The organism is Thermodesulfovibrio sp. TK110 (assembly GCF_054658355.1).
Map to the genome: position 1 here is coordinate 158,326 of NZ_BAAHNB010000001.1, position 24,036 is coordinate 182,361.

Annotated in this window: 26 protein-coding genes; 24 read left to right on the forward strand and 2 right to left on the reverse strand. The window is 32.3% G+C overall.

All coding sequences use genetic code 11. The annotated features are described in order from the left end of the window. Nucleotide 1: 1 nt before the first annotated feature. Both ACYQ3X_RS00865 and ACYQ3X_RS00870 read right to left on the reverse strand, forming a co-directional pair. Nucleotides 2-1,087, reverse strand: a complete 1,086-nt coding sequence (locus tag ACYQ3X_RS00865) for a type II secretion system protein (protein WP_460179955.1) — start codon at nucleotides 1,085-1,087, stop codon at nucleotides 2-4. Nucleotides 1,088-1,127: 40 nt separating this feature from the next. After that, on the reverse strand, nucleotides 1,128-2,195 hold the full coding sequence (locus ACYQ3X_RS00870) for an MraY family glycosyltransferase (RefSeq protein WP_460179956.1): 1,068 nt from the start codon (nucleotides 2,193-2,195) through the stop codon (nucleotides 1,128-1,130). 175 nt (nucleotides 2,196-2,370) lie between these two features. On the opposite strand from ACYQ3X_RS00870, the gene ACYQ3X_RS00875 reads away from it, so the two are divergent. The 24 genes from ACYQ3X_RS00875 to ACYQ3X_RS00990 all read left to right on the forward strand — a co-directional run bounded on the left by ACYQ3X_RS00875 (nucleotide 2,371) and on the right by ACYQ3X_RS00990 (nucleotide 23,723). Then, a complete protein-coding gene (locus ACYQ3X_RS00875; protein ID WP_460179957.1) occupies nucleotides 2,371-2,700 on the forward strand; it encodes a nucleotidyltransferase domain-containing protein in 330 nt (109 codons plus the stop codon). Next, nucleotides 2,690-3,673 (forward strand): UDP-glucose 4-epimerase GalE, encoded by a 984-nt coding sequence (galE, locus tag ACYQ3X_RS00880; protein WP_460179958.1) that lies wholly within the window; start codon nucleotides 2,690-2,692, stop codon nucleotides 3,671-3,673. Before ACYQ3X_RS00875 ends, galE begins: the two co-directional genes overlap by 11 nt. A gap of 169 nt (nucleotides 3,674-3,842) precedes the next feature. After that, on the forward strand, nucleotides 3,843-3,953 hold the full coding sequence (locus ACYQ3X_RS00885) for a DUF2281 domain-containing protein (protein WP_460179959.1): 111 nt from the start codon (nucleotides 3,843-3,845) through the stop codon (nucleotides 3,951-3,953). Between the two features lie 180 nt (nucleotides 3,954-4,133). Beyond that, nucleotides 4,134-5,432 (forward strand): nucleotide sugar dehydrogenase, encoded by a 1,299-nt coding sequence (locus tag ACYQ3X_RS00890; RefSeq protein WP_460179960.1) that lies wholly within the window; start codon nucleotides 4,134-4,136, stop codon nucleotides 5,430-5,432. A gap of 15 nt (nucleotides 5,433-5,447) precedes the next feature. Continuing rightward, nucleotides 5,448-6,392, forward strand: a complete 945-nt coding sequence (locus tag ACYQ3X_RS00895) for a peptidoglycan-binding domain-containing protein (RefSeq protein ID WP_460179961.1) — start codon at nucleotides 5,448-5,450, stop codon at nucleotides 6,390-6,392. 20 nt (nucleotides 6,393-6,412) lie between these two features. Beyond that, nucleotides 6,413-6,658: a DUF433 domain-containing protein gene (locus ACYQ3X_RS00900; protein ID WP_460179962.1), complete on the forward strand. Its 246-nt coding sequence runs from the start codon at nucleotides 6,413-6,415 to the stop codon at nucleotides 6,656-6,658. Then, the gene (locus ACYQ3X_RS00905) at nucleotides 6,658-6,780 is read left to right on the forward strand and encodes a hypothetical protein (RefSeq protein WP_460179963.1); all 123 of its coding nucleotides are present in this window, start codon (nucleotides 6,658-6,660) and stop codon (nucleotides 6,778-6,780) included. The genes ACYQ3X_RS00900 and ACYQ3X_RS00905 overlap by 1 nt, the downstream gene beginning before the upstream one ends. Before the next feature lies 1 nt (nucleotide 6,781). Then, entirely contained in the window at nucleotides 6,782-7,189 is a 408-nt protein-coding gene (locus ACYQ3X_RS00910) for a 3TM-type holin (RefSeq protein WP_460179964.1), read from the forward strand. 131 nt (nucleotides 7,190-7,320) lie between these two features. After that, entirely contained in the window at nucleotides 7,321-8,613 is a 1,293-nt protein-coding gene (locus ACYQ3X_RS00915; protein ID WP_460179965.1) for a flippase, read from the forward strand. Between the two features lie 20 nt (nucleotides 8,614-8,633). Continuing rightward, entirely contained in the window at nucleotides 8,634-9,320 is a 687-nt protein-coding gene (locus tag ACYQ3X_RS00920) for a phosphoadenosine phosphosulfate reductase family protein (RefSeq protein WP_460179966.1), read from the forward strand. A 33-nt stretch (nucleotides 9,321-9,353) separates the two neighbouring features. Continuing rightward, nucleotides 9,354-10,136 (forward strand): hypothetical protein, encoded by a 783-nt coding sequence (locus ACYQ3X_RS00925; RefSeq protein ID WP_460179967.1) that lies wholly within the window; start codon nucleotides 9,354-9,356, stop codon nucleotides 10,134-10,136. Further along, entirely contained in the window at nucleotides 10,133-11,572 is a 1,440-nt protein-coding gene (locus ACYQ3X_RS00930) for a sulfatase (protein WP_460179968.1), read from the forward strand. The genes ACYQ3X_RS00925 and ACYQ3X_RS00930 overlap by 4 nt, the downstream gene beginning before the upstream one ends. Then, nucleotides 11,554-12,840 (forward strand): O-antigen polymerase, encoded by a 1,287-nt coding sequence (locus ACYQ3X_RS00935; protein WP_460179969.1) that lies wholly within the window; start codon nucleotides 11,554-11,556, stop codon nucleotides 12,838-12,840. The genes ACYQ3X_RS00930 and ACYQ3X_RS00935 overlap by 19 nt, the downstream gene beginning before the upstream one ends. Before the next feature lie 13 nt (nucleotides 12,841-12,853). Next, on the forward strand, nucleotides 12,854-13,714 hold the full coding sequence (locus tag ACYQ3X_RS00940) for a glycosyltransferase family 2 protein (protein ID WP_460179970.1): 861 nt from the start codon (nucleotides 12,854-12,856) through the stop codon (nucleotides 13,712-13,714). A gap of 4 nt (nucleotides 13,715-13,718) precedes the next feature. Continuing rightward, nucleotides 13,719-15,590 (forward strand): asparagine synthase (glutamine-hydrolyzing), encoded by a 1,872-nt coding sequence (gene asnB / locus ACYQ3X_RS00945; protein ID WP_460179971.1) that lies wholly within the window; start codon nucleotides 13,719-13,721, stop codon nucleotides 15,588-15,590. Beyond that, a complete protein-coding gene (locus tag ACYQ3X_RS00950) occupies nucleotides 15,587-16,843 on the forward strand; it encodes a glycosyltransferase family 4 protein (protein ID WP_460179972.1) in 1,257 nt (418 codons plus the stop codon). Before asnB ends, ACYQ3X_RS00950 begins: the two co-directional genes overlap by 4 nt. After that, a complete protein-coding gene (locus ACYQ3X_RS00955; RefSeq protein WP_460179973.1) occupies nucleotides 16,824-17,612 on the forward strand; it encodes a class I SAM-dependent methyltransferase in 789 nt (262 codons plus the stop codon). The genes ACYQ3X_RS00950 and ACYQ3X_RS00955 overlap by 20 nt, the downstream gene beginning before the upstream one ends. Nucleotide 17,613: 1 nt before the next feature. Further along, nucleotides 17,614-18,738 carry a DegT/DnrJ/EryC1/StrS family aminotransferase gene (locus ACYQ3X_RS00960; protein WP_460179974.1) on the forward strand — a complete coding sequence of 375 codons (1,125 nt, stop codon included), beginning with the start codon at nucleotides 17,614-17,616 and terminating at the stop codon, nucleotides 18,736-18,738. Further along, complete coding sequence (locus tag ACYQ3X_RS00965) at nucleotides 18,719-19,417, forward strand: sugar transferase (protein ID WP_460179975.1); 699 nt, start codon at nucleotides 18,719-18,721, stop codon at nucleotides 19,415-19,417. The genes ACYQ3X_RS00960 and ACYQ3X_RS00965 overlap by 20 nt, the downstream gene beginning before the upstream one ends. Next, nucleotides 19,414-20,223, forward strand: coding sequence for a transketolase (locus ACYQ3X_RS00970; protein ID WP_460179976.1), 810 nt, complete (start codon nucleotides 19,414-19,416; stop codon nucleotides 20,221-20,223). Before ACYQ3X_RS00965 ends, ACYQ3X_RS00970 begins: the two co-directional genes overlap by 4 nt. Before the next feature lies 1 nt (nucleotide 20,224). Then, the gene (locus tag ACYQ3X_RS00975; protein WP_460179977.1) at nucleotides 20,225-20,725 is read left to right on the forward strand and encodes a transketolase family protein; all 501 of its coding nucleotides are present in this window, start codon (nucleotides 20,225-20,227) and stop codon (nucleotides 20,723-20,725) included. Between the two features lie 12 nt (nucleotides 20,726-20,737). Continuing rightward, nucleotides 20,738-22,672 (forward strand): polysaccharide biosynthesis protein, encoded by a 1,935-nt coding sequence (locus ACYQ3X_RS00980; protein WP_460179978.1) that lies wholly within the window; start codon nucleotides 20,738-20,740, stop codon nucleotides 22,670-22,672. After that, nucleotides 22,672-22,932, forward strand: a complete 261-nt coding sequence (locus ACYQ3X_RS00985; RefSeq protein WP_460179979.1) for a hypothetical protein — start codon at nucleotides 22,672-22,674, stop codon at nucleotides 22,930-22,932. Before ACYQ3X_RS00980 ends, ACYQ3X_RS00985 begins: the two co-directional genes overlap by 1 nt. A gap of 17 nt (nucleotides 22,933-22,949) precedes the next feature. Continuing rightward, nucleotides 22,950-23,723 (forward strand): Wzz/FepE/Etk N-terminal domain-containing protein, encoded by a 774-nt coding sequence (locus tag ACYQ3X_RS00990; RefSeq protein WP_460179980.1) that lies wholly within the window; start codon nucleotides 22,950-22,952, stop codon nucleotides 23,721-23,723. Nucleotides 23,724-24,036: the final 313 nt, after the last annotated feature.

Genomic DNA, 24,036 nt, shown 5'->3' on the forward strand with positions numbered 1-24,036 from the left:
ATTATTGAACACACTGATAGCAGAGAAGTGATCCGCAATATGCTGGCAAACAAATTCCTGTTTTACATACTCTTCTGCACTGCCCAAGGTTAGAATACATTCCACAAGAGGCACAGCTCAATGTAGTAGTTGTAGTAGTTGTCGTTGTAGTTGTAGTAGTTGTGGTTGTTGTAGTTGTGGTTGTCGTGGTTGTGGTTGTTGTAGTTGTTCCTGAAGGATAAATGGTTAACGAAAGTGTTTTTGATGCAGTCTGATTTTTACTGTCTGTTACATTAATCGTAATTGAAAATGTTCCATAACTTGTAGGGATTCCGCATATACATGGAGAGGTATTACTGCATGGCAAGTTGATAGAGTCATAGGTGCAACTTCCTGAAGTTAATAAAGAAAGTCCTGAAGGAAGTCCTGTTATATTCCATGTATAATTTGGAAACCCTCCTGTAACGCTTATTTGAGCACCATAACGAGATCCCTGATAACCATAATGTAAAGACTCTGTTGTTATTCGGAATTTCGGACATCCGACAAGATCTCTTATCTCATCAAGAGAGACATAGGCAACAATATCATCATAGTAATACTGAGGATTTGTGGGATTATACGTACAAGGGCTAACATACGGCATTCCCTGCTCTCTTACATAAAAAGGAGAACTGGTTCCTGTACAGCTTCCGTCAGAGTCTTCACCCTTTGAATACACGATAAAAGCAACATTTGACTTTGTATTGTATGTTGAGCATTGAGTGTCAGTGCATTCTCTAACTTCATAAGATGTTGAATTTATAGCGCAAACATATTTTGAAGAACCAAGAAGTTCACTCGCAGGAAAATACTGTAAATCCCTTCCCCATGCATCAAGTTTTCTTGCACCTGCAGAGTCAAGATCTGATGGAAGATAACCGTTTTTTACTGCGAATCCAAGAAGTGCTTCTTTTGCCTGCTTTACTGTCTCCCTTGTTTCAGTTAATTTTGCTCTCTTTGTAAGAGGTCCAATAAGGCTTGCGCCAAGTCCAACAAGCAAGCCCAGAACTACAAGAACAATGGCAATCTCAACAAGGGTTAATCCTTTTTTTGATTGAATTGGCATAATTTTTTATACCATAAAAGCCTTATTTTTTCAACTATTATTAAAACTTTAAAATCTTCGGCGTTCTAAATTTTATAATTCTAAAGTAAAGCCAAATATAAAAAACTGCAAATGCAATGCAGGATAAAATAAGAAGTATTTTATCTCTCCAAAATAAAAGAGCAGGAATTGTGCAGAGTGTCTGCATTATCCATAAGTAAGGTGATGTTAATGAATTCCTGAGCCTTATTGTTATTTTTCTGAATTTTGGTCTTACAACTCTTCTGTATATAAGCGTATGCAAATGAACACTGTCTGGTTTAAAAGGACTTAATGAATGTGCAAATTTTCTTCTCCATATTGAAAAAACAGTTTCCCATATTGGATAAAGAAGAAGTAAAAAAGGAAACCATGCAGAGACCTGTGAATGATTGTTAACAAGCAAAACTCCTGTTAATCCAGCAAGAAAACCCATTGTATATGCTCCACCATCACCTAAAAATATCTTGCCAAAGGGATAGTTCCATAGAAAAAATCCCATCAAAGAGGCAAAAATGCATAGATTAAGATAAAGCAAAAAACTGTCACCAGCAAGAAAAGAAACATAGGCATAGGATAAAAAAACAAGAATGCTTACACCTGATGCAAGACCATTAAATCCATCTATTATGTTTATTGCATTTGAAACTCCTGTTAAAGCAAAGGCTGTAAAAAGAATAGAAAATATATGAGATTTCATGAGAGCATCATCAAAATATGGAATGTCAATCCTCAAAAGATTTGCATCCAGTAAGAAGCATGCTAATATGCCTGATAAAAATGCAAAGGCAAGCCTTATCTTTGCACTTACTCGTTTTGTTAGATCTTCTATAAAGCCTCCTATAAAAACAGGTATGCATGAAAGAATAACAGAAAGAAATTTATGAGAAAAATCTTTCCCTGCAATGAAAAATGAAATACAAACAAAAATGAGAGATAAAAATATTGCAAATCCTCCTGTTCTTGAAACCTGCCAGCTATGAAACTTCTGGACTCCGTCAGAACTGTCAAGATGGCTTTCATGTTTAATTTTTATAAGAATCAGGCATAAAAGAAAGGATGAAATAAAGGCAATAAGCAGAAATGGCATATTTCCTCCTGAATCGCCTGATTTTTCTATAATAGCATATAAATTGTTTTTGTGATAATTCTGCGATTGACAAAAGTATCATATTCTGATAATCTAACGTTAATAAAATCAGGATGCTATGATGTAAACTGTTATGGAATAATTGAAATAAATTCTTAACATTACAGGAAGAAAAATGACAAATATTACAAATGATACACAATTTGGCATGATACAGCAAACTTTGCAGAAATTAAGAGATATCTTTTCACGACAGAGAAAAATAAAAAAAGCAATTATATATGGCTCAAGGGCTAAAGGAAATTTTACAGCAGGTTCAGATATAGATGTTACAGTAATAGCTCCAGAGATGACATTTTCAGAATATTTAATTTTGCTTTCTGAGATAGAAGAGCTTGATATTCCCCAGAAGATAGATTTAACAAAATATGAACTACTTGAAGACAATATCAAGGAACACATAAAAAGAGTTGGCAAAGAGATTTATGAGAGAGATGAACTCTAAGATCAAAGTTCTTGTTACAGGTGGAGCAGGTTATATTGGAAGTCATGTAGTAAAAATGCTTGGTGAAAGAGGATACAGTGTTCTCACCTATGACAACCTCTCCTTTGGACATCGTGAAGCAGTGCTCTATGGAGAAGTTGTGGTGGCAGATTTATCAGACAGACAAACCCTGAATCAGACATTCAAAGAATTTAAACCAGATGCAGTTATGCACTTTGCAGCATATATAGTAGTGCCAGAATCAGTGAAAGAACCTTTGAAATATTACAGAAACAACTTTTGCAATACTCTTAATCTCGTGGATGCATGTCTTGAAAATGGTGTAAAAAACTTTATATTTTCATCATCAGCAGCAGTATATGGTATACCTGAAAAATGCCCTGTAAATGAAAATGCACCACTTAATCCAATAAACCCCTATGGAAACTCAAAAGCAATGGTAGAAAGGATGCTACATGAAGTGGCTCAAGTAAATGATTTTAGATATGTATCTCTTCGTTACTTCAATGTAGCAGGTGCTGATAGTTCTGGCAGGTTGGGACAGAGAAGAAAAGATGCTACACATCTTATAACTGTTGCAGTAAAAACAGCATTTGGTAAAAGAGCTTATCTTGAAATATATGGAACTGACTATCCTACAAAAGATGGCACATGTATAAGAGACTACATCCATGTAGATGACCTTGCAGATGCTCATATACTTGTGCTTGATTATCTCTTACAGGGTGGTAAAAGCGATATATTTAACTGTGGATACGGGCATGGATACTCTGTAAGAGAAGTTATTGAAGCTACAAAGAAAGTAACAGGCATTGATTTCAGAGTAATAGAAACAGGACGCAGGGATGGAGATCCTCCAGAACTTGTAGCAGAAAGCACAAAACTGAAAAGCTCTCTTGGATGGCAACCCAGATACGATGACCTTCACTATATTATAAAAACAGCCTATGAATGGGAAAAGAAGCTGTTATAGGAAGATTACAATTACCAGCATAAACAGAGGATATTCATCGCACCCGTTGAGATGCTCGTAATGAGAAAAAAGCGGATGGCTCAAGCAATTATTAATTTTGGATTGGAGAACTTGGGTATAATATGTATAATGAGTGCTAAAAAAGAGGAGAAATTCAGGGAGGAGATTTATGTCAACTCTTGAAGAATATATTAAAAATTTACCACCTGAACTTGAACAAGAGGTAATAGACTTTATAGAATTTCTAATTGAAAAAAAGAAGAAAAAAATAAAAGGATAGAGATTTTAAATTTGACTGGGAAGGAGGTTTAGAGGATTTAAAAGATAAGTACACTTCAGTAGAGCTTCAACATAAAATCTTAGAATGGTGGGCAGAGGACTAAGAGGAAGAAAAACTCCTTATGAGATCTTGAAGTAGTGTTACAGGGGAGGATGGCTTATATCTTGAAGGAAAACATCTATGGAACTTATCAATAAGATAAAAACAAAACAGGCTAAAGTAGGCATAATTGGACTTGGCTATGTTGGTTTACCTCTTGTGATAGAGTTTTGCAAAGCAGGCTTTCAGGTTTATGGCTTTGACATTGATGAAAAGAAAGTAAATCTTCTTTCTCAGGGGAAAAGTTACATAAAACACATTGATAGCTCTTTTATCTTTGAAATTCTTCCTAAATTTCATCCAACAACTGATTTTTCAAAGCTTTATGAGACAGACTGCATAATAATATGCGTTCCTACACCATTAAACAAATATAGAGAGCCTGATTTAACATATGTTTTCAACACAGGTGAGACCATTGCCAGATACATGAGAAAAGGGCATCTCATAATTCTTGAGTCAACCACATATCCTGGAACAACAGATGAAGACCTAAGAAAAATTCTTGAAAAATCAGGGCTTAAAGCAGGTATAGATTTTTATCTTGCCTATTCACCAGAAAGAGAAGATCCTGGAAATAAAGAATTTAGCACATCAAAACTACCAAAAGTTGTTGGAGGTTTTAGCCCTCAATGTCTTGAAGTAGCAAAAACTCTTTATGAGCAAGTAGTTGTTAAAACAGTTCCTGTATCAAGCACAAAGGTTGCTGAGGCAACGAAACTTCTTGAAAACATATATCGTGCTGTAAACATAGCACTTGTAAATGAATTAAAAATACTTTTTGACCGAATGGGAATAGATATCTGGGAAGTTATTGAAGCTGCAAAAACAAAGCCTTTTGGATTTCAGGCATTCTATCCAGGACCAGGACTTGGTGGACATTGCATTCCTATTGATCCTTTTTATCTCACATGGAAAGCCCGTGAGTATGATTTTCATACCCGGTTTATTGAGCTTGCAGGTGAGATTAACACTAATATAACATACTATGTTTTAGAAAAGATAATTCAGGCTTTAAATGATAGAGGAATCTCAATAAAAGGAGCAAAAATTTTGGTAGTTGGAGTGGCATACAAAAAAGATGTGGATGACACAAGAGAATCTCCAGCATTAAAGCTTATTGATTTGTTAGAGAAAAAAGGTGCTTTAGTGGACTATAATGACCCTTATATACCTGAACTTCCTGAAACAAGAAAGTATAAAATTAAAAAGAAATCTGTTGAGCTTACACAGGATAATCTATCTGCATATGATTGTGTTGTAATAATTACTGACCATAGTGCATATGACCCTGATTTTATTGCAAAAAATTCAAAGCTAATCATAGATACCAGAAACCTTATCAAATCAAGGACATATCCAAATGTAGTAAGAGCATAACATGACAGGACAAAGATGCTTAGGCTTGGTAGTGTTGGAGATGATGTAAGAAGGCTACAGGAAAGGCTTAGAGAGCTTGGATTTTACAGTGGAAGAATTGATGGAGTCTTTGGAGGAGCTACACTTTCTGCTGTAAAAAATTTTCAGGCTAAGCGAGCTCTTAAGGTTGATGGCATTGTTGGTGAGGAAACATGGAAGTCTCTCTTTGAAACTCAAAAAATGGTAGCTTCCGAAATCTCATCTTATCCACTTGACTACAGATGCCTCACTCTAACTGGAACATTTGAGACAGGAAAGCCACCATTAGAGTGCTTTTCAGCAATAAGCGGAAACTTTGATGGTCAGGGAATGAGCTTTGGTGCACTTCAGTGGAATTTTGGTCAGGGCTCACTTCAAAGGCTTTTAAAAGATATGTTAAATGACTACAGAGATGTTATGGAGCAGATATTTGGTGATTATTTAAATGTAATAGAGACAGTGATAAATGAGAATACCCATGAGGCAGTTCAGTTTGCTCAATCTATACAACATCCTGTAAAGCATTATATTTATGAGCCATGGAAAGGAATGTTTAGAGAACTGGGGAGAACTAAGGAGTTTCAGGCTATCCAACTAAGGCATGCAGAGGCTATATTCAATTCTGCATTAAAGCTTTGTAAAAAGTATGAGCTTAATACAGAAAGAGCAGTAGCTTTAATGTTTGATATTATTGTTCAGTGTGGTAGTATTAAGAAAACAACCCATGCAAAGATAATGGCAGATTTTGAAGTTTCAGCTCAGGAGTCTGAAAAGCTGATTGCAATAGCTCAAAGGATTTCAGAGCAAGTAAATCCAATGTGGAAAGAAGATGTTCTTTCAAGAAAGCTATGTATTGCCAGAGGTTCTGGTATAGTTCATGGATTGTGGTATAATTTAGAAGAGCAGTTTGGGATAAGGTTAATTAAAGTAGAGGATGAGTAAGAATTTAAAAGGAGTAAAAAATGAAACAAGAGGAGCTTTTGAAAAGAATAACTTTTAATCCTTCAATTTTTGGTGGTAAACCTATTATTAGAGGAATGAGAATAGCAGTTGAACATGTTCTTGGTATGCTTGCTGCTGGTTCAACGGTTGAAGAGATTTTAGAAAGATATCCTTTTCTGGAAAGAGAGGATATTCAAGCATGTCTTATGTATGCTCATAAGGCAGTAGCTAATGAACGGATAGAACCGGTTCTTATATTAGAGTAATGAAATTCTTGGTAGACAGTTGTATTTCAAAATTTGCTGTGGAAGCTTTGAGAAAAGCAGGATTTGAAGCCTTAATAACTGTTGATAGATTCAGAGTAAGGGTGCGTTTAAAGGAGGTTTAAGATGGGAATCTTAGGAGTCTTACCAATAGTAGGACCAATAATTGAGAAGGTTCTTGGGATAGTTGATCAGACAGTAGCTGATAAGGATTTGAGAGAGAAGATTAAAGCTGAGCTACAGCTTAAGCTTATGACAATGGATTACTCTTTAATAGAAAAAGAGATTGAGGCAAAGGCAAAAGTGCTTGTATCAGAGGCAGAGGGACATAGCTGGTTACAGAGGAACTGGAGACCTATCACAATGCTTGTATTCGTCTATATAATTGCACATAACTATATATTTGCTCCAGTTTTTGGCATACAGTCCTTGCCAATACCACCTGATATGTGGACACTTCTTGAGATAGGAATAGGCGGATATGTTGTAGGCAGGTCTGCAGAAAAGATTGTAAAGACATGGAAATCAAGCTAAAATTAATATTATACAAGGAAGTAATAAAATATAAGGCGAAGCCTCTGAGATAAAATGAAAAATTTCAGAATTCTCTCTGATATTTATCTCCAGAGGAGTATGAGTTAAAATACTACGAGGAGCAAAAACAGATGCCTAAAGCTCTACAAATTGAAATACAAAAGCATTCTCAAGATAGGGAGCATTATAGAAATATCACTCAACGTACTCTTTTAAATCTTTGGTGGTCAATAGTAGGTGAAGGAATTAGTAGAGGCATATTCTTTCTCAGTAGTATTTATCTCGCAAGAACTCTTGGAGTATCAAATTTTGGTCTTTTTACGCTCGCTCAAACAGTCGCTATTTATTTCTGGCTGTTTAGTGACCTTGGAATAAATATGTATGGTATAAGAGAAATAGCAAAAGACAAAAAAAATGCAGAAAAAATAATTAACCCGCTTTTTACTATAAGAATTACAATAGGAATGATAATCTTTTTATTATATGTATTTGCCCTTAGTTTGATTAATATATCTCTTATAAAGAAACTTACATTTATTGGTTGCGGCCTATATATTATCACCTATGCTTTCTATCCTGAGTGGATATTAAAGGGGCTTGAAAAATTCAAACTTGCAGCATATGGGATTTTTGTAACTTCATTGTTTTTCATTTTGGGGCTTTTATTTTTTATAAAGGACAATAAAGACATCCCACTTAGTGCATTAATATGGTCATTATCGTACGGTGTGGGTGGTATATTACTGTTTTGTTGTATTTATAAAAAAATTCATATTAAATATAAACCTATTTTTAATCTAAGGGTATGGTTTAATCATTTAAGGGATTCTGTTTATTTTACTACTTCAGCTGGATTAATATTGTTATATCAATATCTTCCAATATTTTTATTGAGTATATTCTTTGACACATATGAAGTAGGTCTATTTTCAGCCCCTTATAAAATTGTAACCTCTATAAGTATAGGAGGGTCTATAATTCTAATGGCATTTTACCCTGTGTTTTCTGACTTATATCATAAGGATAGGGAGGAGTTCAAAAAAATTCATAGAACCTCACAAAAAATTATATTGAGTATAGGGATTTCTATTGGAATTGTTGGAATTTTGTGGGGGGATAAAATTATTAATCTTTTTTTCGGAATTCAATACGCGCAAAGTGCACTCGGATTTAGTATACTCATTTTGGTTGTTCCAGTAACCTACTTAAGATATACATATGGAATGGCGATATTAGCAATGGGTTTTCAAAGGGCTCATAATATAGCAACATTTATAGGAGTTTTATGCATGTGCATTTCAGGCTTGTTTCTAATTCCAAAATTTAGCATTGTTGGAGGAGCGATATCCGTGCTATTATCGGAAATAGCTACAGGGGGATCATTGGCAATAATTTTTTATAATAAATTATCCATTAGAAAATAACTGAAGGAGGAAAAAAACTAATGGACGAGAAATTGATAAGTATGCAGTTACATGAAAAAGAAGCATATAGTAAGAATCTCATCAAAAATGTATACGATAGGTATGGCGATGACGTTGGTGTTGCCTGGAGTGGAGGCAAAGATTCCACAACACTTTTACATCTTATTAAAAGTTTATTTAATGGGAAAGTTCCATGGAAGGTTTTTACAATTGATACAGGTGTAGAATTTAAGGAAATTATTGAGTTTATTCATAAAATACATAAAGAGTGGGGTTTTGAATTAATAACTCTGAGCAATAAAGAAGCTTTAAAAACACTTGAAATAGCAAAAAACAAGGTAGAATGTTGCTATCTCCTTAAAACTATTCCAATAAATAAAGCTATAGCTGATTATAAGCTGAAAGCACTCTTGGTTGGGCTCAGATGGGATGAACAAGAGGCAAGAATAAATGAAAAATTTTTTGCTCAGCGAGATAATCCCTTTCATATGAGAGTGTACCCGATACTGCATTTCAAAGAGATTGACATCTGGACATATATAAAGAAATATAATATTCCATATTGCGAACTTTATAAAAAGGGTTATCGTTCAATTGATTGTGAACCATGTACAAAACTGTACAGCGGGGAAGGGCACGAAAGGATGTCAAGAGATCAGGATAAAGAAAAAGTTATGAAGCGACTTAGGGAAATGGGCTACTTTTAATATTCATTTCAAGATTTTCAAAGGAAGCTATTTATGTACAACATTTTAAAGGATTATAAAAGTTTTGTAGGTCCCAGGGAATTTTATGACATTGTCAGTGCGTTGCAATTTAGTATATTGACTTTTTTTGGTTTAAGAGAACACCATTTTTTACTGGATATCGGGTGTGGTTCTTTGAGGGGGGGGAAGTTATTTATTCCCTATCTATTACCGGGCCGATATTTTGGGATAGAACCAGAACAATGGTTAATAGAAGAAGGAATAAAAAATGAGCTTGGTAAAGAAATATTACAAGTAAAAAGACCTATGTTTAGTAACGACAGTAATTTTAATCTCACAATATTTAATCAAAAATTTGATTTTATTTTGGCTCAATCAATCTTTTCTCATGCTTCTCAAAAACAAATCTCTAAGTGTCTTTCAGAAGCCAAAAAAGTTATGAAGGAAACTTCAATCTTTATAGCAACTTTTATGGAAGGTGAAAAAAATTATAAAGGTGACAATTGGGTTTATCCAGAATGCGTTACTTATACTTGGGATTATATGCGAGAACTGGTGAGAATGGAGAATTTATGTTGTGAAAAAATTTTTTGGCCGCATCCAGCAGGACAGACATGGTTTGCAATATTTTTTTGTGAAAATAAAAAAAATATCAGGATATTATTTGATGATAAAATAAAACAGAAGTCCTTAGAAACTGAATTAAAAATATGCAGAGAAAGACTTAGAAAAATAGAAAATCATCCTTATGTTAAGATAGGTTTAAAGGTATACCGTTTATTAAAGCTGCTTAAGAATAATTTGATGAGAGGATGACAATTAGCACCAACAAACCAAATATAATTTTAATAGTTTGCGACACTCTGGGAGCAAAACATATGTCCCTTTACGGGTATTACAGAAAAACAACGCCGAATCTGGAGAGGTTAGTGGAGGAGGGTAATTTCACCGTCTACACCCGATGCTTTTCTCCTGCACCATGGACTGTTCCAGCACATGTCTCACTTTTTACTGGATTATATCCTGCAGAGCACTTGATAGATGGTAGTAATTTTTTTCTATCAGATAAATTTTTCACTCTACCTGAAATATTAAAAAGTATAGGATATAAAACATTCGGAATATCCGCTAATGCTTTAATCTCAAAACTTTTTGGATTTGCACGAGGGTTTGATGAATTTTATGAATTATGGAACATATTCAGTGAAGGGAAAAAAGAGAAACAGATTACAAAGAATTTTATTGGTAAAAAAGATTTGGAAAAGCTGAAAATTCTTATTAAATCCATATCTGATAATAATTTAAACTCATTTATTAAAGTATTTATTAATGCAATATATAAAAAAGCGCGGCCTATTTCAAAAAGTGCTACTTTTTCTACTTTAAAAGCTTTAAAAATTTATAAAAAAATTATTTCAAAAAATACACAATTGCCAATTTTTCTATTTATCAACTTAATGCAAACTCATGACAAGTATAATCCCCCAACTAAATATCGCAATGTTTTTGTAAAGGACAATCCCGTTATGGATAGAAGACATCATAAAGAATCAGAATATATTCATTATGCTGTAAACCCATTTGATAAGCAATATCTGGAATATTTAAAAGGACTATACGATCAAGAAATACTGTTCCTTGATACAATTCTTTATGAAATGTTTAAAGAATTGAAAACCGAATTGCAAGATAACACTCTTTTTATTATTACCAGCGATCATGGAGAATTGTTTGGCGAACATGGTCATATTCATCATTTGTTCACAACATATAATGAGCTCATTCATGTCCCTTTACTTATCAGGTATCCTGAAAAATATAGCCAAAAAACTTCTTCTAATAGCAACCTTATACAGTTACATGACATATTTTCAACTATTATGGACTTAGTAGATGCCCCTTTTCCTAAACCTCAAAGTTCAATTTCAATAATTGGTTCAGAAAAAAGAGATTTTAGCATTTCTCAATTATTAGATGTGGAATTTAAAATAGAAGCCTGTAAGCAGCGAAACCCTAATTTCAATAAAAATGAATTTCCTTATAATTGTTCAGAAATTTCTCTAATAAATAAAAAATTGTACAAACTTGTCTTAAGGTCTAATGGATATAAAGCTCTATATAATTTAAATAATGATTTTGCTGAGGAAAAAAATTTAATAAATGAGAGAGTTTTTAGTTCTATATTATCAGAGTACGAAATGGACTTACCCCGCTATTTGATGACTTGGAAAACATGGTTGGAGAAAAAGTGATGGCATATATTTTATGGTTGCTTATTGCAATTTTTGCATTGCTATCACGCATTTTCATGAAAAGTTGGTTTGCACCTGGTGCATTTTTTTCAATAATCTGGTGTTTCTACACTTTGCTCCCTTTATTTTTAGTGCCCTCTTGGGAATTTCATCCTTTAGGTTTACTATGGATATTATTTGCCTGTTTTATAGTTTTTACAGGTAGTTTAACAGGATATACTTTCAATTCTCGCTCAATTTCTCAAAATGGAATGATTAGAGAAAAACTATATAATTTAAATAAATCAGCCATTACCTATTCTATCTTTATTTTTACAGTAATGAGTTTTGGTGGGATATTGGTCCTGATTTTAAATGCTGGATATAACCTTTCTTCATTATTTTCATTAACTTATTTATCTGAAATTTCTTATTTTTATTCTTTTGCACGATATACTGACCCTTCTTATAGAGAGCCTATTTTGAGCATTTTTCTATCAAGTTTTACTTATAGCGGTGCTTTTTTGGGTGGAGTTTTATATGCTATCCCGAAAATAAATATTCGGCAGCGTTTATTTTCAATACTTCCTTTGTTAGTTGCACTTCTATATTGTCTGGTAGAGGGAACCAGAGCGAGCATCTATTTTCCTATTATTATGTGGATATCATCTTATATTTCTACAAAAATTTTACATAAAAATAAAATTTCTCTTTTTAGTTTAAAAAATATTTTTTTGTATGTAATTGGAATACTCGGAGCTTCAGGAATTTATATTTTCGTTCAGTTATTAAGGTGGGGACATGAAGAGTTTAATATAAATAATCTCTATAGAGTTTCTCCTATTTTTTATTCTGCTTTTTTAGGTCCCCCTGTATTATTCTCACAATGGTTCTCAGAGCACTGGTATAACATGACAGATGCAACCTTTGGTTTATTTACAAATCCTTTATTAAGGCTTATTTTCTCCAGTCCTCGCTTAAGGTTTGAATCTACATCGCTTGAGGATACTCCAGGTGCGGAATCTACAGTTTTTACTTTGTTTGCTGAGATAATTCAAGATTACACTGTAATTGGAGCTATATTTTGGCTTTTTATTTTAGGATTTTTTGCTGGCTGGACATATCGCCAACTTTTAAATGGAAAAATTATATATGTGCCATTTATGGCAATATTTTATAGTGTTGTCATATGCAGTCTCACTGGCTTTTTATTTTCATATACAACAATAATATTTGCATGGTTTATGTTTTTATTTTGCTATAAATTTGCAATTCACAAAAAGATATGAGCTATAATAGATAGTGCAGAAAAAAAATAGTATAAATCCAAGTATTGTTACAATTTGTGTTAATTATTTAAATGAGGAAGATACTTTATTATTTGTAAATGATTTAATAAACTTAAAAGGATATGAAAATGGAATAGTAATAATTGTAGTAAATAAAGAAGCCTCTCCCTTATTAAGAGGTTTTATGGAAGAGAAAAAAGTTGTAATTAAATATCCAGACAAAAATTTAGGATATTTTGGTGGTGCTAATTGGGCACTTCAAGAATATTTACAAACAGCTCCCTTACCTGAATGGATTATAATATCAAATACTGATATTCGTTTTGAAGATAAGGACTTTTTTTTAAAATTAAAAAATTATTACACTAATAAAATAGATAACATCGGTATTATTGCACCAGATATTGAATTAAAAAGCAGAGAAGGGTTGCCGTCTTCATATAAGCATCAAAATCCTCATATGGAATATCCTCCAAAAAGATGGAAGTTAAATTTTCTTAAACTAATTAGCAAATCTTATATTTTTTATATTGTATTTCAAATATTTTCTTCTTTGAGATATATGATTCTTAACAAATTTTTTGTTCGTAAACTGCCGAATCATCCGATTTCAATTTATGCTCCTTTTGGTGCTTTTATAATATTTCATAAAAACTACTTTGAGAAAGGGGGAAACTTGAATTTTAAAAATTTTCTTTTTGGTGAAGAAATATTTGTGGCTGAAACAGCAAAAAGGCTTGGGTTAAAAATTATATATGATCCAAGGCTAAAAGTTTATCATTATGAACATGGAGCACTAAAAAAACTACCATCCCGAAAACAATTTTTTTATTTTCGGAACGCAATAGATTATATTTTATCCAATTATAAATAATTTTATGTGCGGAATATTTGGATGTATAAATTTGAATGGTTTTTTCACAAAAGAAGATTACCACAGGTTTATTCATTTAACCGAAATGGTTTCATATAGAGGACCAAATGCTTCAGGCTATGTAATATTAAATATAAAAAAATCTGCGAATGAGAATTACTTTGATGCTTTTTTAGGACATAAAAGACTCTCAATAATAGACTTAACTAATACAGCAAATCAGCCAATGGAAGATAAAGGAGTTTGGATTATATTCAATGGTGAAATTTTTAATTATTTGGAGTTAAAAGAAGAGCTGAAGAAAGATGGCTTTATATTCAATACTAACTCAGATACAGAGGTAATTTTAAAGCTTTACAGAAAATATGGAGAATCAGGCTTTGAAAAATTAAATGGTATGTGGGCATTTGCTATAGTAGACTTACCTAAGAAAAAAGTTGTTTTAAGTAGGGATAGGTTTTCAATTAAACCCTTATATTATACACAGATTAATGGGCAATTTTATTTTGCAAGCGAAATTAAACAGCTTTTACCTCTTATACAGAAAAAAGAAATAAATCCCAATATAATGTATAATTTTTTGCAACAAGGGCTTTTGGATTATAATAATGAAACATTTTTCAGTGGAATATATAAGCTTGAGCCAAAGACAAATTTGATTATTCGTCTAATTGATAAAAAGATAGATTATAAAAAATACTGGGATTATACAATTGAAGATATTCCTAATATAAACTATGCAGTAGATAAATTTAGAGAGATTTTTATTGACAGTGTAAAAATTAGACTAAGAAGTGATGTAAAAGTGGGAGCATTACTTAGTGGCGGGCTTGATTCATCAAGCATAACAGTTATTGCAAATCATATACAGAATGGAAATTTTGAATCTTTTTCAATAGTAAGTAAAGATAAAAAATATAGTGAAGAGAAATTTATAGATATTCTATGTAAAACAAAAAACATTAAAAACCAAAAATTGTATTTTGAACCAGATATTGCTTTAAGCACTCTTGAGGAGGTTATATATCACAATGATGAGCCTTTCTGTGGTTTAAGCGTCGTTGCGCAATATAATATTTTAAAAAAAATAAAGGAGGAGACAGACATAGTAGTTGTTTTAAGCGGACAAGGTGGAGATGAAACTCTTATGGGATATCTCAAGTATTTCTTTTTTAATTTAAAAGAATTAATAAAACAGAAATCTCTAATATCCGCTCTTGCTCAAATTTTTTTATCTTTATTAAATCGGACAGTAATATGGCAATTCAATATAAAAGAGGCAAAGAGATATATCCCTTACATTGACAAAGATAAAAATTATTTAAAAATCAAAGGAATTTTAGAGCCAATATGGCAGTGTAACAATATAAGAGAGAGGCAGATTCTTGATATAGATAAATATTCCGTCCCTGCTTTAACACACTATGAAGATAGAAATTCAATGGCACATTCATTAGAAATAAGACTTCCTTTTTTAGATCATAGATTAGTAAATCTACTTTTGAGTCTTCCACCACAAATGAAGATTAGAAATGGATGGACCAAGTATATTCTTAGAAAATCCTTATTTGAGTTACCCAATGATATAAGATGGAGAAGAGATAAACAGGGATTTATCACTCCAGAGGAAAAGTGGTTAAAGAGGGATTTAAGAGAAATTATTGAAAACGCATTCAAAAGAAGTATTTTGGCTGAGTTAGGAATAATAGATAATAAATTATTCTTGAATTACTATTATGATTTTCAAAATAATAAAAGGAATATCTGGTATGCTGATATCACAAGGACTTTTATTGCAGAATTGTGGGCGAGGATTTTTATTGGAAACCAGCAGAAAGTAGAAGAAATGAATGGTAAGGAGGATAAATTTTTATGAATGAGATGAAAAAAAAATTGAACATCTGGCTTATTCAAACTGATGAGCCCTCGCCATTGGATAAAAAGGCTAAAAAGATGCGAACCGGACTTTTGGCTGAAAAGCTTCTTGAAAGGGGGCATAGTGTTCTTTGGTGGCTTAGTGCATTTGACCATTATAAAAAGGATTGGAGGTTTAGAGGGGATAAGGAATTTAAAATAGACGACAGATTCAGTTTTTTTGCAATTAAAGGAACTGGTTATAAAAAAAATATTTCTATATCTCGTTTTATAGACCATAGAATTGTTGCATGGAAGTTTAAAAGATTTGCTCCCAAGATGCCAAAGCCTGATATTATAGTTGCTTCAATGCCACCTCATGATTTGGCTTATCAAGCGGTTATGTTTGCTAAAAAAAATAATATTCCTGCATTAGTTGATATCAGAGATCCCTGGCCTGATATATTTCTTGAACATGTGCCAAAAGCATTTCGTCAATTAGGAAAGTTATTGCTCTATAAAGATTTTCTAATGGTTAAAAAGACAATACAAATGGCAGATGGATTAATAGCAGTTACAAATACATTCCTTGAATGGGGATTAAAATACGCAGGAAGAAAAAAAGGTCCCTATGATAAGCTTTTTTATCTTGGATATAAAAAACCTTGCAACGTTGATATTTCAAAGGTTGAAGAGAAATTTTCATATTTAATTCGTAACCTTAACGATAAGTTTATTGTTTTTTTTGTCGGAACAATCGGAATAACTCATAACCCTTCTATACTATTAGAAGTTGCAAAAAAGATAAACAAGAGTATTCACTTTGTTATTGGAGGCTATGGTGATCTTTTTTATCAAATTAAAGAGACTTCTAAAGAAATACCAAATGTTACATTGACGGGCTGGCTAAATCAGGATGAGATAGAATTTTGGTTATATAAATCAAAAATAGGTGTATGTCCTGTTACGATAGTCCTTGATTTATTTCCAAACAAAGCGTTTACCTATCTTTCAGCAGGATTACCGATTATTTCGGCTTTCCAAGGTGATCTCAAAGAAATTATTGAAAAATACCAGATTGGTTTTTACTATCCGCCAAATGATGTTGATGCACTTGCAGATTGTATTATGGAATTGTATAATAATCAAGAGCTTTATAAAAAGATGTCTGAAAATGCAAAAAGGGTTTTTGATGATATGTTCGATGCGGATAAGATATATACTGAATATGCAGAACATATAGAGAGGGTGGTAAATGAATTCAGAAAAAGCTGATTACTTTCAAATCACAGAACATCCCGGGCTTAAGGCAACAAAGGAACAGGTAGAAAGAATATATCATAGATATCACTTTGCAAGAAAATTTGCTAAAGGTAAAGATGTGCTTGAGGTTGCTTGTGGAAGTGGAATTGGGCTTGGTTATCTTCAAGAAGTTGCTAACTCTGTTACAGGTGGCGACATTGATGAGAAAAATATTGAGATTGCGAGGAAATATTATAAAGATAGAATTAAGGTTGAAATAATGGATGCTCATTCTCTTCCTTTCCCTGAAAATAGCTTTGACCTTGTGCTTCTTTATGAAGCTATATATTATCTTAAAGAACCACAAAGTTTTATCAAAGAGGCATCAAGGGTTTTAAGAGACGAGGGAGTTTTAATCATATGCACTGTAAATAAGGATTGGGAAGATTTTCATCCTTCACCTTACACTTATAACTATTTTTCTGTGCCAGAGTTATACGAGGCTTTAAAGAATGAGTTTAGGGAAATTGAAATGTATGGAGCGTTTAAGGTTGAATACAAGGGAATGAAGGATAAGGTAGTCTCACTTATAAAACGACTGGCTGTTAATTTCAATTTAATTCCTGGAAGTCTTAGTGCAAGGGCATATTTAAAAAGAATCTTTATGGGAAAGCTTTTACCCATACCTGAAGAACTAAAAGAAGGGATGTGTGAGTATTATGAACCAGTGCCTATTTCATTACATAAAAAATGTGAAGAATTTAAGATAATATATGCAGTGGCTAAAAAAGGAGGAAATTGAAATGGAAGGAAAAAGAGTTGTTCCATTTTTTAATTATCCCTATGTTTTTACTTCTTATGAAAAAGAATTTTTATCTATTATAAAGGAGGTTGGAAGAAGAGGAGCTTTTATATTGCAGAAGGACTTAGAAGAATTTGAAAGAAATATTGCTAATTATGTTGGTGCAAACTATGCTGTTGGAGTAGGAAATGCAACAGACGGACTGCATATTGCTCTAAGAGCAGCTGGGATAGGAGATGGTGACGAGGTTATATTTTGCTCTCATACAATGGTGGCAACAGCATCTGCAATATATTTTTCAGGTGCCACCCCAGTTCCTGTTGATTGCAATTCCGAACATTTAATAGATATTGAAAGTGTTAAAAAAGCAATAACTCCACAAACAAGGGCAATAATGCCAACACAGCTAAATGGAAGGGTATGTGATATGGATGCTTTGATGGATATAGCTGAAAAGCATAATTTAATTATAATTGAAGATGCAGCTCAAGCATTAGGCGCTAAGTATAAAGGAAAGTGTGCAGGAACTTTTGGGCTGGCAGGAGTTGTAAGTTTTTATCCCGCAAAGACACTTGGTTGCTTAGGAGATGGAGGAATTGTTTTTACTAATGATGAAGAGATGTATAAAAAGTTAAGGATGCTTCGTGACCATGGAAGAGATGAATCAGGTGAGGTAGTAATGTGGGGATTTAATACACGGCTTGATAACATCCAGGCTGCTATTCTGAATTATAAGTTAGGGCTTTATAATAAAGAGATTTCAAGAAGAAGACAGATTGCCTCTATTTATAATGAGCTATTAAAAGATGTTAAAGAAGTCCTTCTTCCACCAGCACCTGACAGTGACTCTGAGCATTTTGATATTTATCAGAATTATGAGATAGAGGCTGAAAATAGAGATGAATTAAGAAAATTTCTCAGTGACAATGCTATAGGCACTATTATTCAGTGGGGTGGGAAGGCTGTGCATCAATTTGAAAAACTCGGCTTTAATGTTAGGTTATTATATGTTGAAAAGATGTTTGAGAGATGTTTGTTGCTTCCTATGAATACCTCACTTTCTGATGAAGATGTTGTATATGTTGCAAATAAAATAAGAGAGTTTTATGGATATAGTAAAAAATAAAATTAATGATTTTTTGAAAAGAGCTTTTGATATTATTGCCTCAACATCTGGTTTAATTATATTATTTCCTTTTTTGTTGATAATCGCTTATCTTATAAAAAGAGAAGATGGAGGTCCTGTTTTTTATCGGGGTTTAAGAGTAGGGCAATATAGCAAACCTTTCAGGATATATAAATTTAGAACCATGGTGGTGGATGCAGAAAAAATTGGAGGACCATCCACTGCAGATGATGATCCAAGAATTACGAGAATTGGAAAGATAATAAGAAAATACAAGCTTGATGAATTACCGCAGCTTATAAATGTTCTGAAGGGGGAGATGAGCTTTGTTGGTCCAAGACCTGAAGTCCAGCAATATGTTGATATGTTTACAAATGAAGAAAAGCAAATTCTTAATGTAAAGCCAGGAATAACAGATTGGGCATCTTTATGGGATTCAGATGAGGGTGCAATTCTGGCTGGCTCTCCAGATCCTGAAAAGACATATATGGAAAAAATAAGACCCACCAAACTTAAACTACAGCTTTATTATGTAAATAATAGGACTTTTTTTAATGATTTAAAAATAATTTTTCTTACAATATACGCAGTATTGACAAAAAAGTCTTTAGATGCAGATATGCTTTTGAATAAAAATATTATAAAACTAAAATCTGTTGTGCAGGGAGGAAATAAATGAAAACAAATCTTAAAACATTTGAAAAAAAGATTTTAAATTACAGTAAAATAGCAAGACAGGCACGCATAAAAGTTCTTGATATGATTTATAAAGCCCAGACTTCTCACATAGGCAGTAATTTTAGCTGTATTGATATAATGACAGTTCTTTTTGAAAAGGTTGATCTGGATAAAGATAAGGTAATTTTAAGTAAAGGCTGGGCAGCTGCCTCACTTTATTATTTTCTTTGGAGAAAAGGAAGGATTACAGATAAAGATTTAGGTAGCTATTGCATGCCAGGCAGTAAATTTATAGGACTGGCTGAACCTATTATTCCCGAAATTCCAGCAGCAGGAGGCTCAATGGGATTTGGTCTTCCTTTCGGAGTAGGATTTGCTTTATCAAAGAAGATGAAAAATGAAGATGGTATGATATATGTAATAATGTCTGATGGTGAGATGGATTGTGGTACAACATGGGAGTCAGCTTTAATTGCGTCTCATCATAAACTTAGTAATCTTTTAGTTTTTGTAGATTATAATAAACTACAAGCTATGGGAGCTGTAAACGAAATTTTAAACATTGAACCAATAAAAGACAAATGGGAAGCTTTTGGATGGGAGGTAGATGAAATTAATGGACATGACTATGAAGAAATAGAGGAAGCCTTTAATAGTTTTGGAAATTTTGATAGACCAAAGGTTGTTATTGCCCATACAGTTAAAGGTAAAGGAGTGAGCTTTATGGAAGGAAATAATATATATCACTACAAAGCACCTTCAGAAGATGAATATAAAAGAGCCTTGAAAGAATTGATGGAGGATTAATATGGCTGAGATTGTAAAGCTTCAAGATTCAAGAAGAACATTTGTTGAAACATTAAATGAACTCGCAGAAAATGATCCCAGTATTATTGTTATAATTTGTGATGTAGGATTTAATTATTTAGATGATCCTAACAATAAGTTCAAAGTCTTAAACTTGGGAGTAACTGAAGCAAGCTCAATGATTATTGCTTCTGCCTTGGCTTTATCTGGTTTTAAGCCATATATATATTCAATGATTAACTTTATAACTTTCAGGGTTCATGAAATGATAAGAAATGCAGTCTGTTTACATAATGCAAATGTGAAAATTATTGGAGTTAAAGGAAGTGAAAAATATAAATTTCTTGGTTTTTCTCATAATTTATTGTATGAAACAGAGGAAGTAGAATGGCTTGAAAGATTACATGGCATGAAATGCTTTTTACCAAAAAATAATGAGGAAGTAAGGGAAGTTATATTAAAAACCTATAATATGAAAAACCCTTGTTATATAAGACTGTAAAAGAAATTCATAATGAAACTTATTGAAAAAATTCGTATTCAGAATTCTAAGTTTCTAACTCCGACTCCATTAAAAAGATTATGTTTTTTTCTTATTGGAGATGCTTTAATTATTACTTTTTCGCTTTATTTTGCCTTTTTATTCCGTTTTGATTTTATTTTGCCTGATAAATATAGAGAGATTTTTTTTATAGCTGTTTGTTTTTTTATTTTTATTAAAATTTTTATGTTGTGGATTTTTAAAGTCTACAAGATTCCATGGCGGTATTTTTCTCTTGCTGATCTGCCAAAGCTTTTAAATTCTTTAACAATAGCCTCTCTTATGATTGTCCTTTTAGTTTTTCTTCTGAGAAGTTATCAGCAATTTCTATTTTTGCCTAAGAATTTTCAGGAGCTTTCATCCATTCCTGTAAGTGTTATATTTATTGATTGGTTTATATCCTTCATATGTATCTCATTCCTGAGAATATCCAAGAGATTTTACTTTGAGATTTTTAAAAAGAAAAGGAACAAAGAAGGTCTAAGAACACTTATAATTGGTGCAGGAAATATTGGAGAGATGATCTTAAGAGACATTAAAAGGCAAAATTTTAGCGAGTTTTTTCCTGTTGGTTTCTTGGATGATGATAAGAGAAAAATAGGAACTTATATACAGAATTTAAAAGTTTACGATCGTATTGATAATCTTGGGAAAATAATTAAAAGTTTAGGGATAGAGGCTGTAATAATAGCAATTCTTTCACTAAGTCATAAAAAACTTTCAGAGATATATATTTCTGCTAAAAATGCAGGTGTCAACACAATAAAAATAATTCCTAAGCTTTATCAGTTTGAAAAACCTGAAATAAATTTAAAAAAATTAGAAGATTTAAAAATAGAGGATCTTCTCGGAAGGCAGGAAGTAAATATTAATTTTGAAGAGATTAAGAAGTTTCTTCAGAATAAAAAGATTTTAATTACAGGAGCAGGAGGTTCCATTGGTTCAGAGCTTGTGATTCAAGCTGCCCAATTTTCTCCAAAGAAAATTATTTTACTTGACATTGATGAAACAGAATTATTTAATATGGAAGTTAAATTGAATAAATTTTTCCCTGAATTTAAAGACTTTAAATCCATTGTTGCTGATATCAAAGATCATGTAAAAATTGACCAGATTTTCAAAAAATTCCAGCCAGATATTGTTTTTCATGCAGCAGCCTATAAACATGTTCCTATTATGGAGCATAATGCTGATGAAGCAGTTAAGGTGAATATATTAGGAACATATTATCTTGCAAAGGTGGCTGTAAAATACAATGTGGAAAAGTTTATTTTAATATCTACAGACAAAGCTGTTAGACCCAAAAGTGTTATGGGAATGACAAAAAGAGTTGCTGAATATATATGTAAAGCCTTTAATGAATATGGTAAGACTGATTTTATTTCCGTAAGATTTGGAAATGTTCTCGGTAGTAGAGGAAGTGTTTTACCTTTATGGATTGAACAGTTAAAAAATGGAGGACCAATTACAGTAACTCATAAGGATATGCAGAGATATTTTATGACAATTCCTGAGGCTGTGCTGCTTATTCTTCAGGCTTCTACTTTTGGTAAAGCTGGAGAAATCCTTGTGCTTGACATGGGAGAACCTGTAAAAATAATTGATCTGGCTGAAAGATTTATAAAGTTACATGGATTTGAACCATACAAAGATATTGATATAAAATTTATTGGAATAAGACCTGGGGAAAATCTCTTTGAAAATATATTAACTGCAGAAGAAGGAGTGACTGCTACAAAACATGAAAGAGTTTTCATTGCTAAAGAAAATAATAAATTATTGTTGGATGATGTTGAATCATTTCTGAAAAAGCTTGAAGAGATGATAGAAGATGAAAAGGAAGAAAAAAATATGAATATAAAACAAGCTTTATATGAATTCATAAATTCCTGTAAAAGGAGTAATTGATGGAAGAGTTTATCTTGGTGTTTTCCATTGAAGAGCTTCCAGATCCTAAGAATACAGGTGTATTTTCTGTTGAGTATCAAGGAAATGTCATATTAGATAGAATTGTTACTCTTGACGAACAGGGTATAGATGATGCCTGCTTTTTAATAGAAGTGAATAAGAAGAAGCTTTCAGAAATTAAAGAAATTAGATTTTTTAATATTTCAGGGTATGCAAAAGACAAAATTTTAAAATCACTGAGTAAAATCAGAATAAGATAAGGAGAGGAGGATTATTTATGAATGCAGAGGAAACAAAAGAAAAACACTCAGATGAGATTGACCTTTATGATTTGGCTCTTGTTCTTAAAAAACGGATAAGGTATGTTGTGGGTGTATTTGTGCTCGGTGTTGTTATTGCAACTGTGATTAGTTTTCTTATGCCAAATATATATCAGGCAAGGGCAACGTTATGGATTGATTTTTTTTTAACTCAGCAAATGATTGAAAATCTTAAAGCGAATCAATTTGTAAGAGATGGTAAATTATCTTTTATAATTCCGCTACAGCAGGGTAGGTCTCAAGATGTAAATAGTCTCAGTCTGTCAATACTTAACAGCGTTGAGTTTAAAAAGAAAATAATAAATAGATTGAAGAAGACTTACCCTGATAGTGAAGATTTGAATAACATAGAGAAAGCGATAAATTTAGGTAAAGGCGAAGCACTTTTTAAAGCTGATATAGATAAAAAGACAGGAAGTATTATTATTATTACATCAGAGCAAAAAGGAAGAAAACTTGCAGAAGAGATTTTACAGAATGCTATTGAGGAGTGTAGAAAAGAGCTGGATAAAGCCTTTCTTGCCTATTCAGAAGTTCTTGCTTTAGAGAAGGCAAAGACTGATAAAAGCAAAAATTTTATTTTTTATATTGTAGAAAATCCAAATTCCTTAGAGAAACCTGTGAAACCTAAAAGAAAGTTGATTATTGCAGTGTCTGCCATAATCTCACTCTTTGCAGGAATTTTTCTTGCCTTTTTAGCTGAATGGTGGAGTAAGGCAAAAAGAGGCTGAGATTCCTCAGAATTACAAAAAAGATGCGGAATGACACCAATGCTAATTTTTTAATTTCTTTGTAAAAAAGAAAATTTTATGCTAAAATTTCTTTATGAAAAAGAAAGAAATCCTTAAAACTATTATCACAGAATTTCACTATTGAAAGATACAGCATCAAAGATACATTTGTGCTTAAGTATTTCATAAAGCAGGTAGCAGAAACAGTTTCAAAACCACTTTCTATAAATAAAATCTATAACGAAATTAAATCGCATGGTTTGAAGGTAGGTAAAAATATTCTTTATGAGTTCCTTGAGTACCTTGAGAATGC

What these genes read in the sequence shown, in the direction of transcription:
- ACYQ3X_RS00865 (WP_460179955.1), bottom strand. Translation starts at nt 1,087, where the DNA reads ATGCCAATTCAATCAAAAAAAGGATTAACCCTTGTTGAGATTGCCATT.
- ACYQ3X_RS00870 (WP_460179956.1), bottom strand. Translation starts at nt 2,195, where the DNA reads ATGCCATTTCTGCTTATTGCCTTTATTTCATCCTTTCTTTTATGCCTG.
- ACYQ3X_RS00875 (WP_460179957.1), top strand. Translation starts at nt 2,371, where the DNA reads ATGACAAATATTACAAATGATACACAATTTGGCATGATACAGCAAACT.
- galE (WP_460179958.1), top strand. Translation starts at nt 2,690, where the DNA reads ATGAACTCTAAGATCAAAGTTCTTGTTACAGGTGGAGCAGGTTATATT.
- ACYQ3X_RS00885 (WP_460179959.1), top strand. Translation starts at nt 3,843, where the DNA reads ATGTCAACTCTTGAAGAATATATTAAAAATTTACCACCTGAACTTGAA.
- ACYQ3X_RS00890 (WP_460179960.1), top strand. Translation starts at nt 4,134, where the DNA reads ATGGAACTTATCAATAAGATAAAAACAAAACAGGCTAAAGTAGGCATA.
- ACYQ3X_RS00895 (WP_460179961.1), top strand. Translation starts at nt 5,448, where the DNA reads ATGCTTAGGCTTGGTAGTGTTGGAGATGATGTAAGAAGGCTACAGGAA.
- ACYQ3X_RS00900 (WP_460179962.1), top strand. Translation starts at nt 6,413, where the DNA reads ATGAAACAAGAGGAGCTTTTGAAAAGAATAACTTTTAATCCTTCAATT.
- ACYQ3X_RS00905 (WP_460179963.1), top strand. Translation starts at nt 6,658, where the DNA reads ATGAAATTCTTGGTAGACAGTTGTATTTCAAAATTTGCTGTGGAAGCT.
- ACYQ3X_RS00910 (WP_460179964.1), top strand. Translation starts at nt 6,782, where the DNA reads ATGGGAATCTTAGGAGTCTTACCAATAGTAGGACCAATAATTGAGAAG.
- ACYQ3X_RS00915 (WP_460179965.1), top strand. Translation starts at nt 7,321, where the DNA reads ATGCCTAAAGCTCTACAAATTGAAATACAAAAGCATTCTCAAGATAGG.
- ACYQ3X_RS00920 (WP_460179966.1), top strand. Translation starts at nt 8,634, where the DNA reads ATGGACGAGAAATTGATAAGTATGCAGTTACATGAAAAAGAAGCATAT.
- ACYQ3X_RS00925 (WP_460179967.1), top strand. Translation starts at nt 9,354, where the DNA reads ATGTACAACATTTTAAAGGATTATAAAAGTTTTGTAGGTCCCAGGGAA.
- ACYQ3X_RS00930 (WP_460179968.1), top strand. Translation starts at nt 10,133, where the DNA reads ATGACAATTAGCACCAACAAACCAAATATAATTTTAATAGTTTGCGAC.
- ACYQ3X_RS00935 (WP_460179969.1), top strand. Translation starts at nt 11,554, where the DNA reads ATGGTTGGAGAAAAAGTGATGGCATATATTTTATGGTTGCTTATTGCA.
- asnB (WP_460179971.1), top strand. Translation starts at nt 13,719, where the DNA reads ATGTGCGGAATATTTGGATGTATAAATTTGAATGGTTTTTTCACAAAA.
- ACYQ3X_RS00950 (WP_460179972.1), top strand. Translation starts at nt 15,587, where the DNA reads ATGAATGAGATGAAAAAAAAATTGAACATCTGGCTTATTCAAACTGAT.
- ACYQ3X_RS00955 (WP_460179973.1), top strand. Translation starts at nt 16,824, where the DNA reads ATGAATTCAGAAAAAGCTGATTACTTTCAAATCACAGAACATCCCGGG.
- ACYQ3X_RS00960 (WP_460179974.1), top strand. Translation starts at nt 17,614, where the DNA reads ATGGAAGGAAAAAGAGTTGTTCCATTTTTTAATTATCCCTATGTTTTT.
- ACYQ3X_RS00965 (WP_460179975.1), top strand. Translation starts at nt 18,719, where the DNA reads ATGGATATAGTAAAAAATAAAATTAATGATTTTTTGAAAAGAGCTTTT.
- ACYQ3X_RS00970 (WP_460179976.1), top strand. Translation starts at nt 19,414, where the DNA reads ATGAAAACAAATCTTAAAACATTTGAAAAAAAGATTTTAAATTACAGT.
- ACYQ3X_RS00975 (WP_460179977.1), top strand. Translation starts at nt 20,225, where the DNA reads ATGGCTGAGATTGTAAAGCTTCAAGATTCAAGAAGAACATTTGTTGAA.
- ACYQ3X_RS00980 (WP_460179978.1), top strand. Translation starts at nt 20,738, where the DNA reads ATGAAACTTATTGAAAAAATTCGTATTCAGAATTCTAAGTTTCTAACT.
- ACYQ3X_RS00985 (WP_460179979.1), top strand. Translation starts at nt 22,672, where the DNA reads ATGGAAGAGTTTATCTTGGTGTTTTCCATTGAAGAGCTTCCAGATCCT.
- ACYQ3X_RS00990 (WP_460179980.1), top strand. Translation starts at nt 22,950, where the DNA reads ATGAATGCAGAGGAAACAAAAGAAAAACACTCAGATGAGATTGACCTT.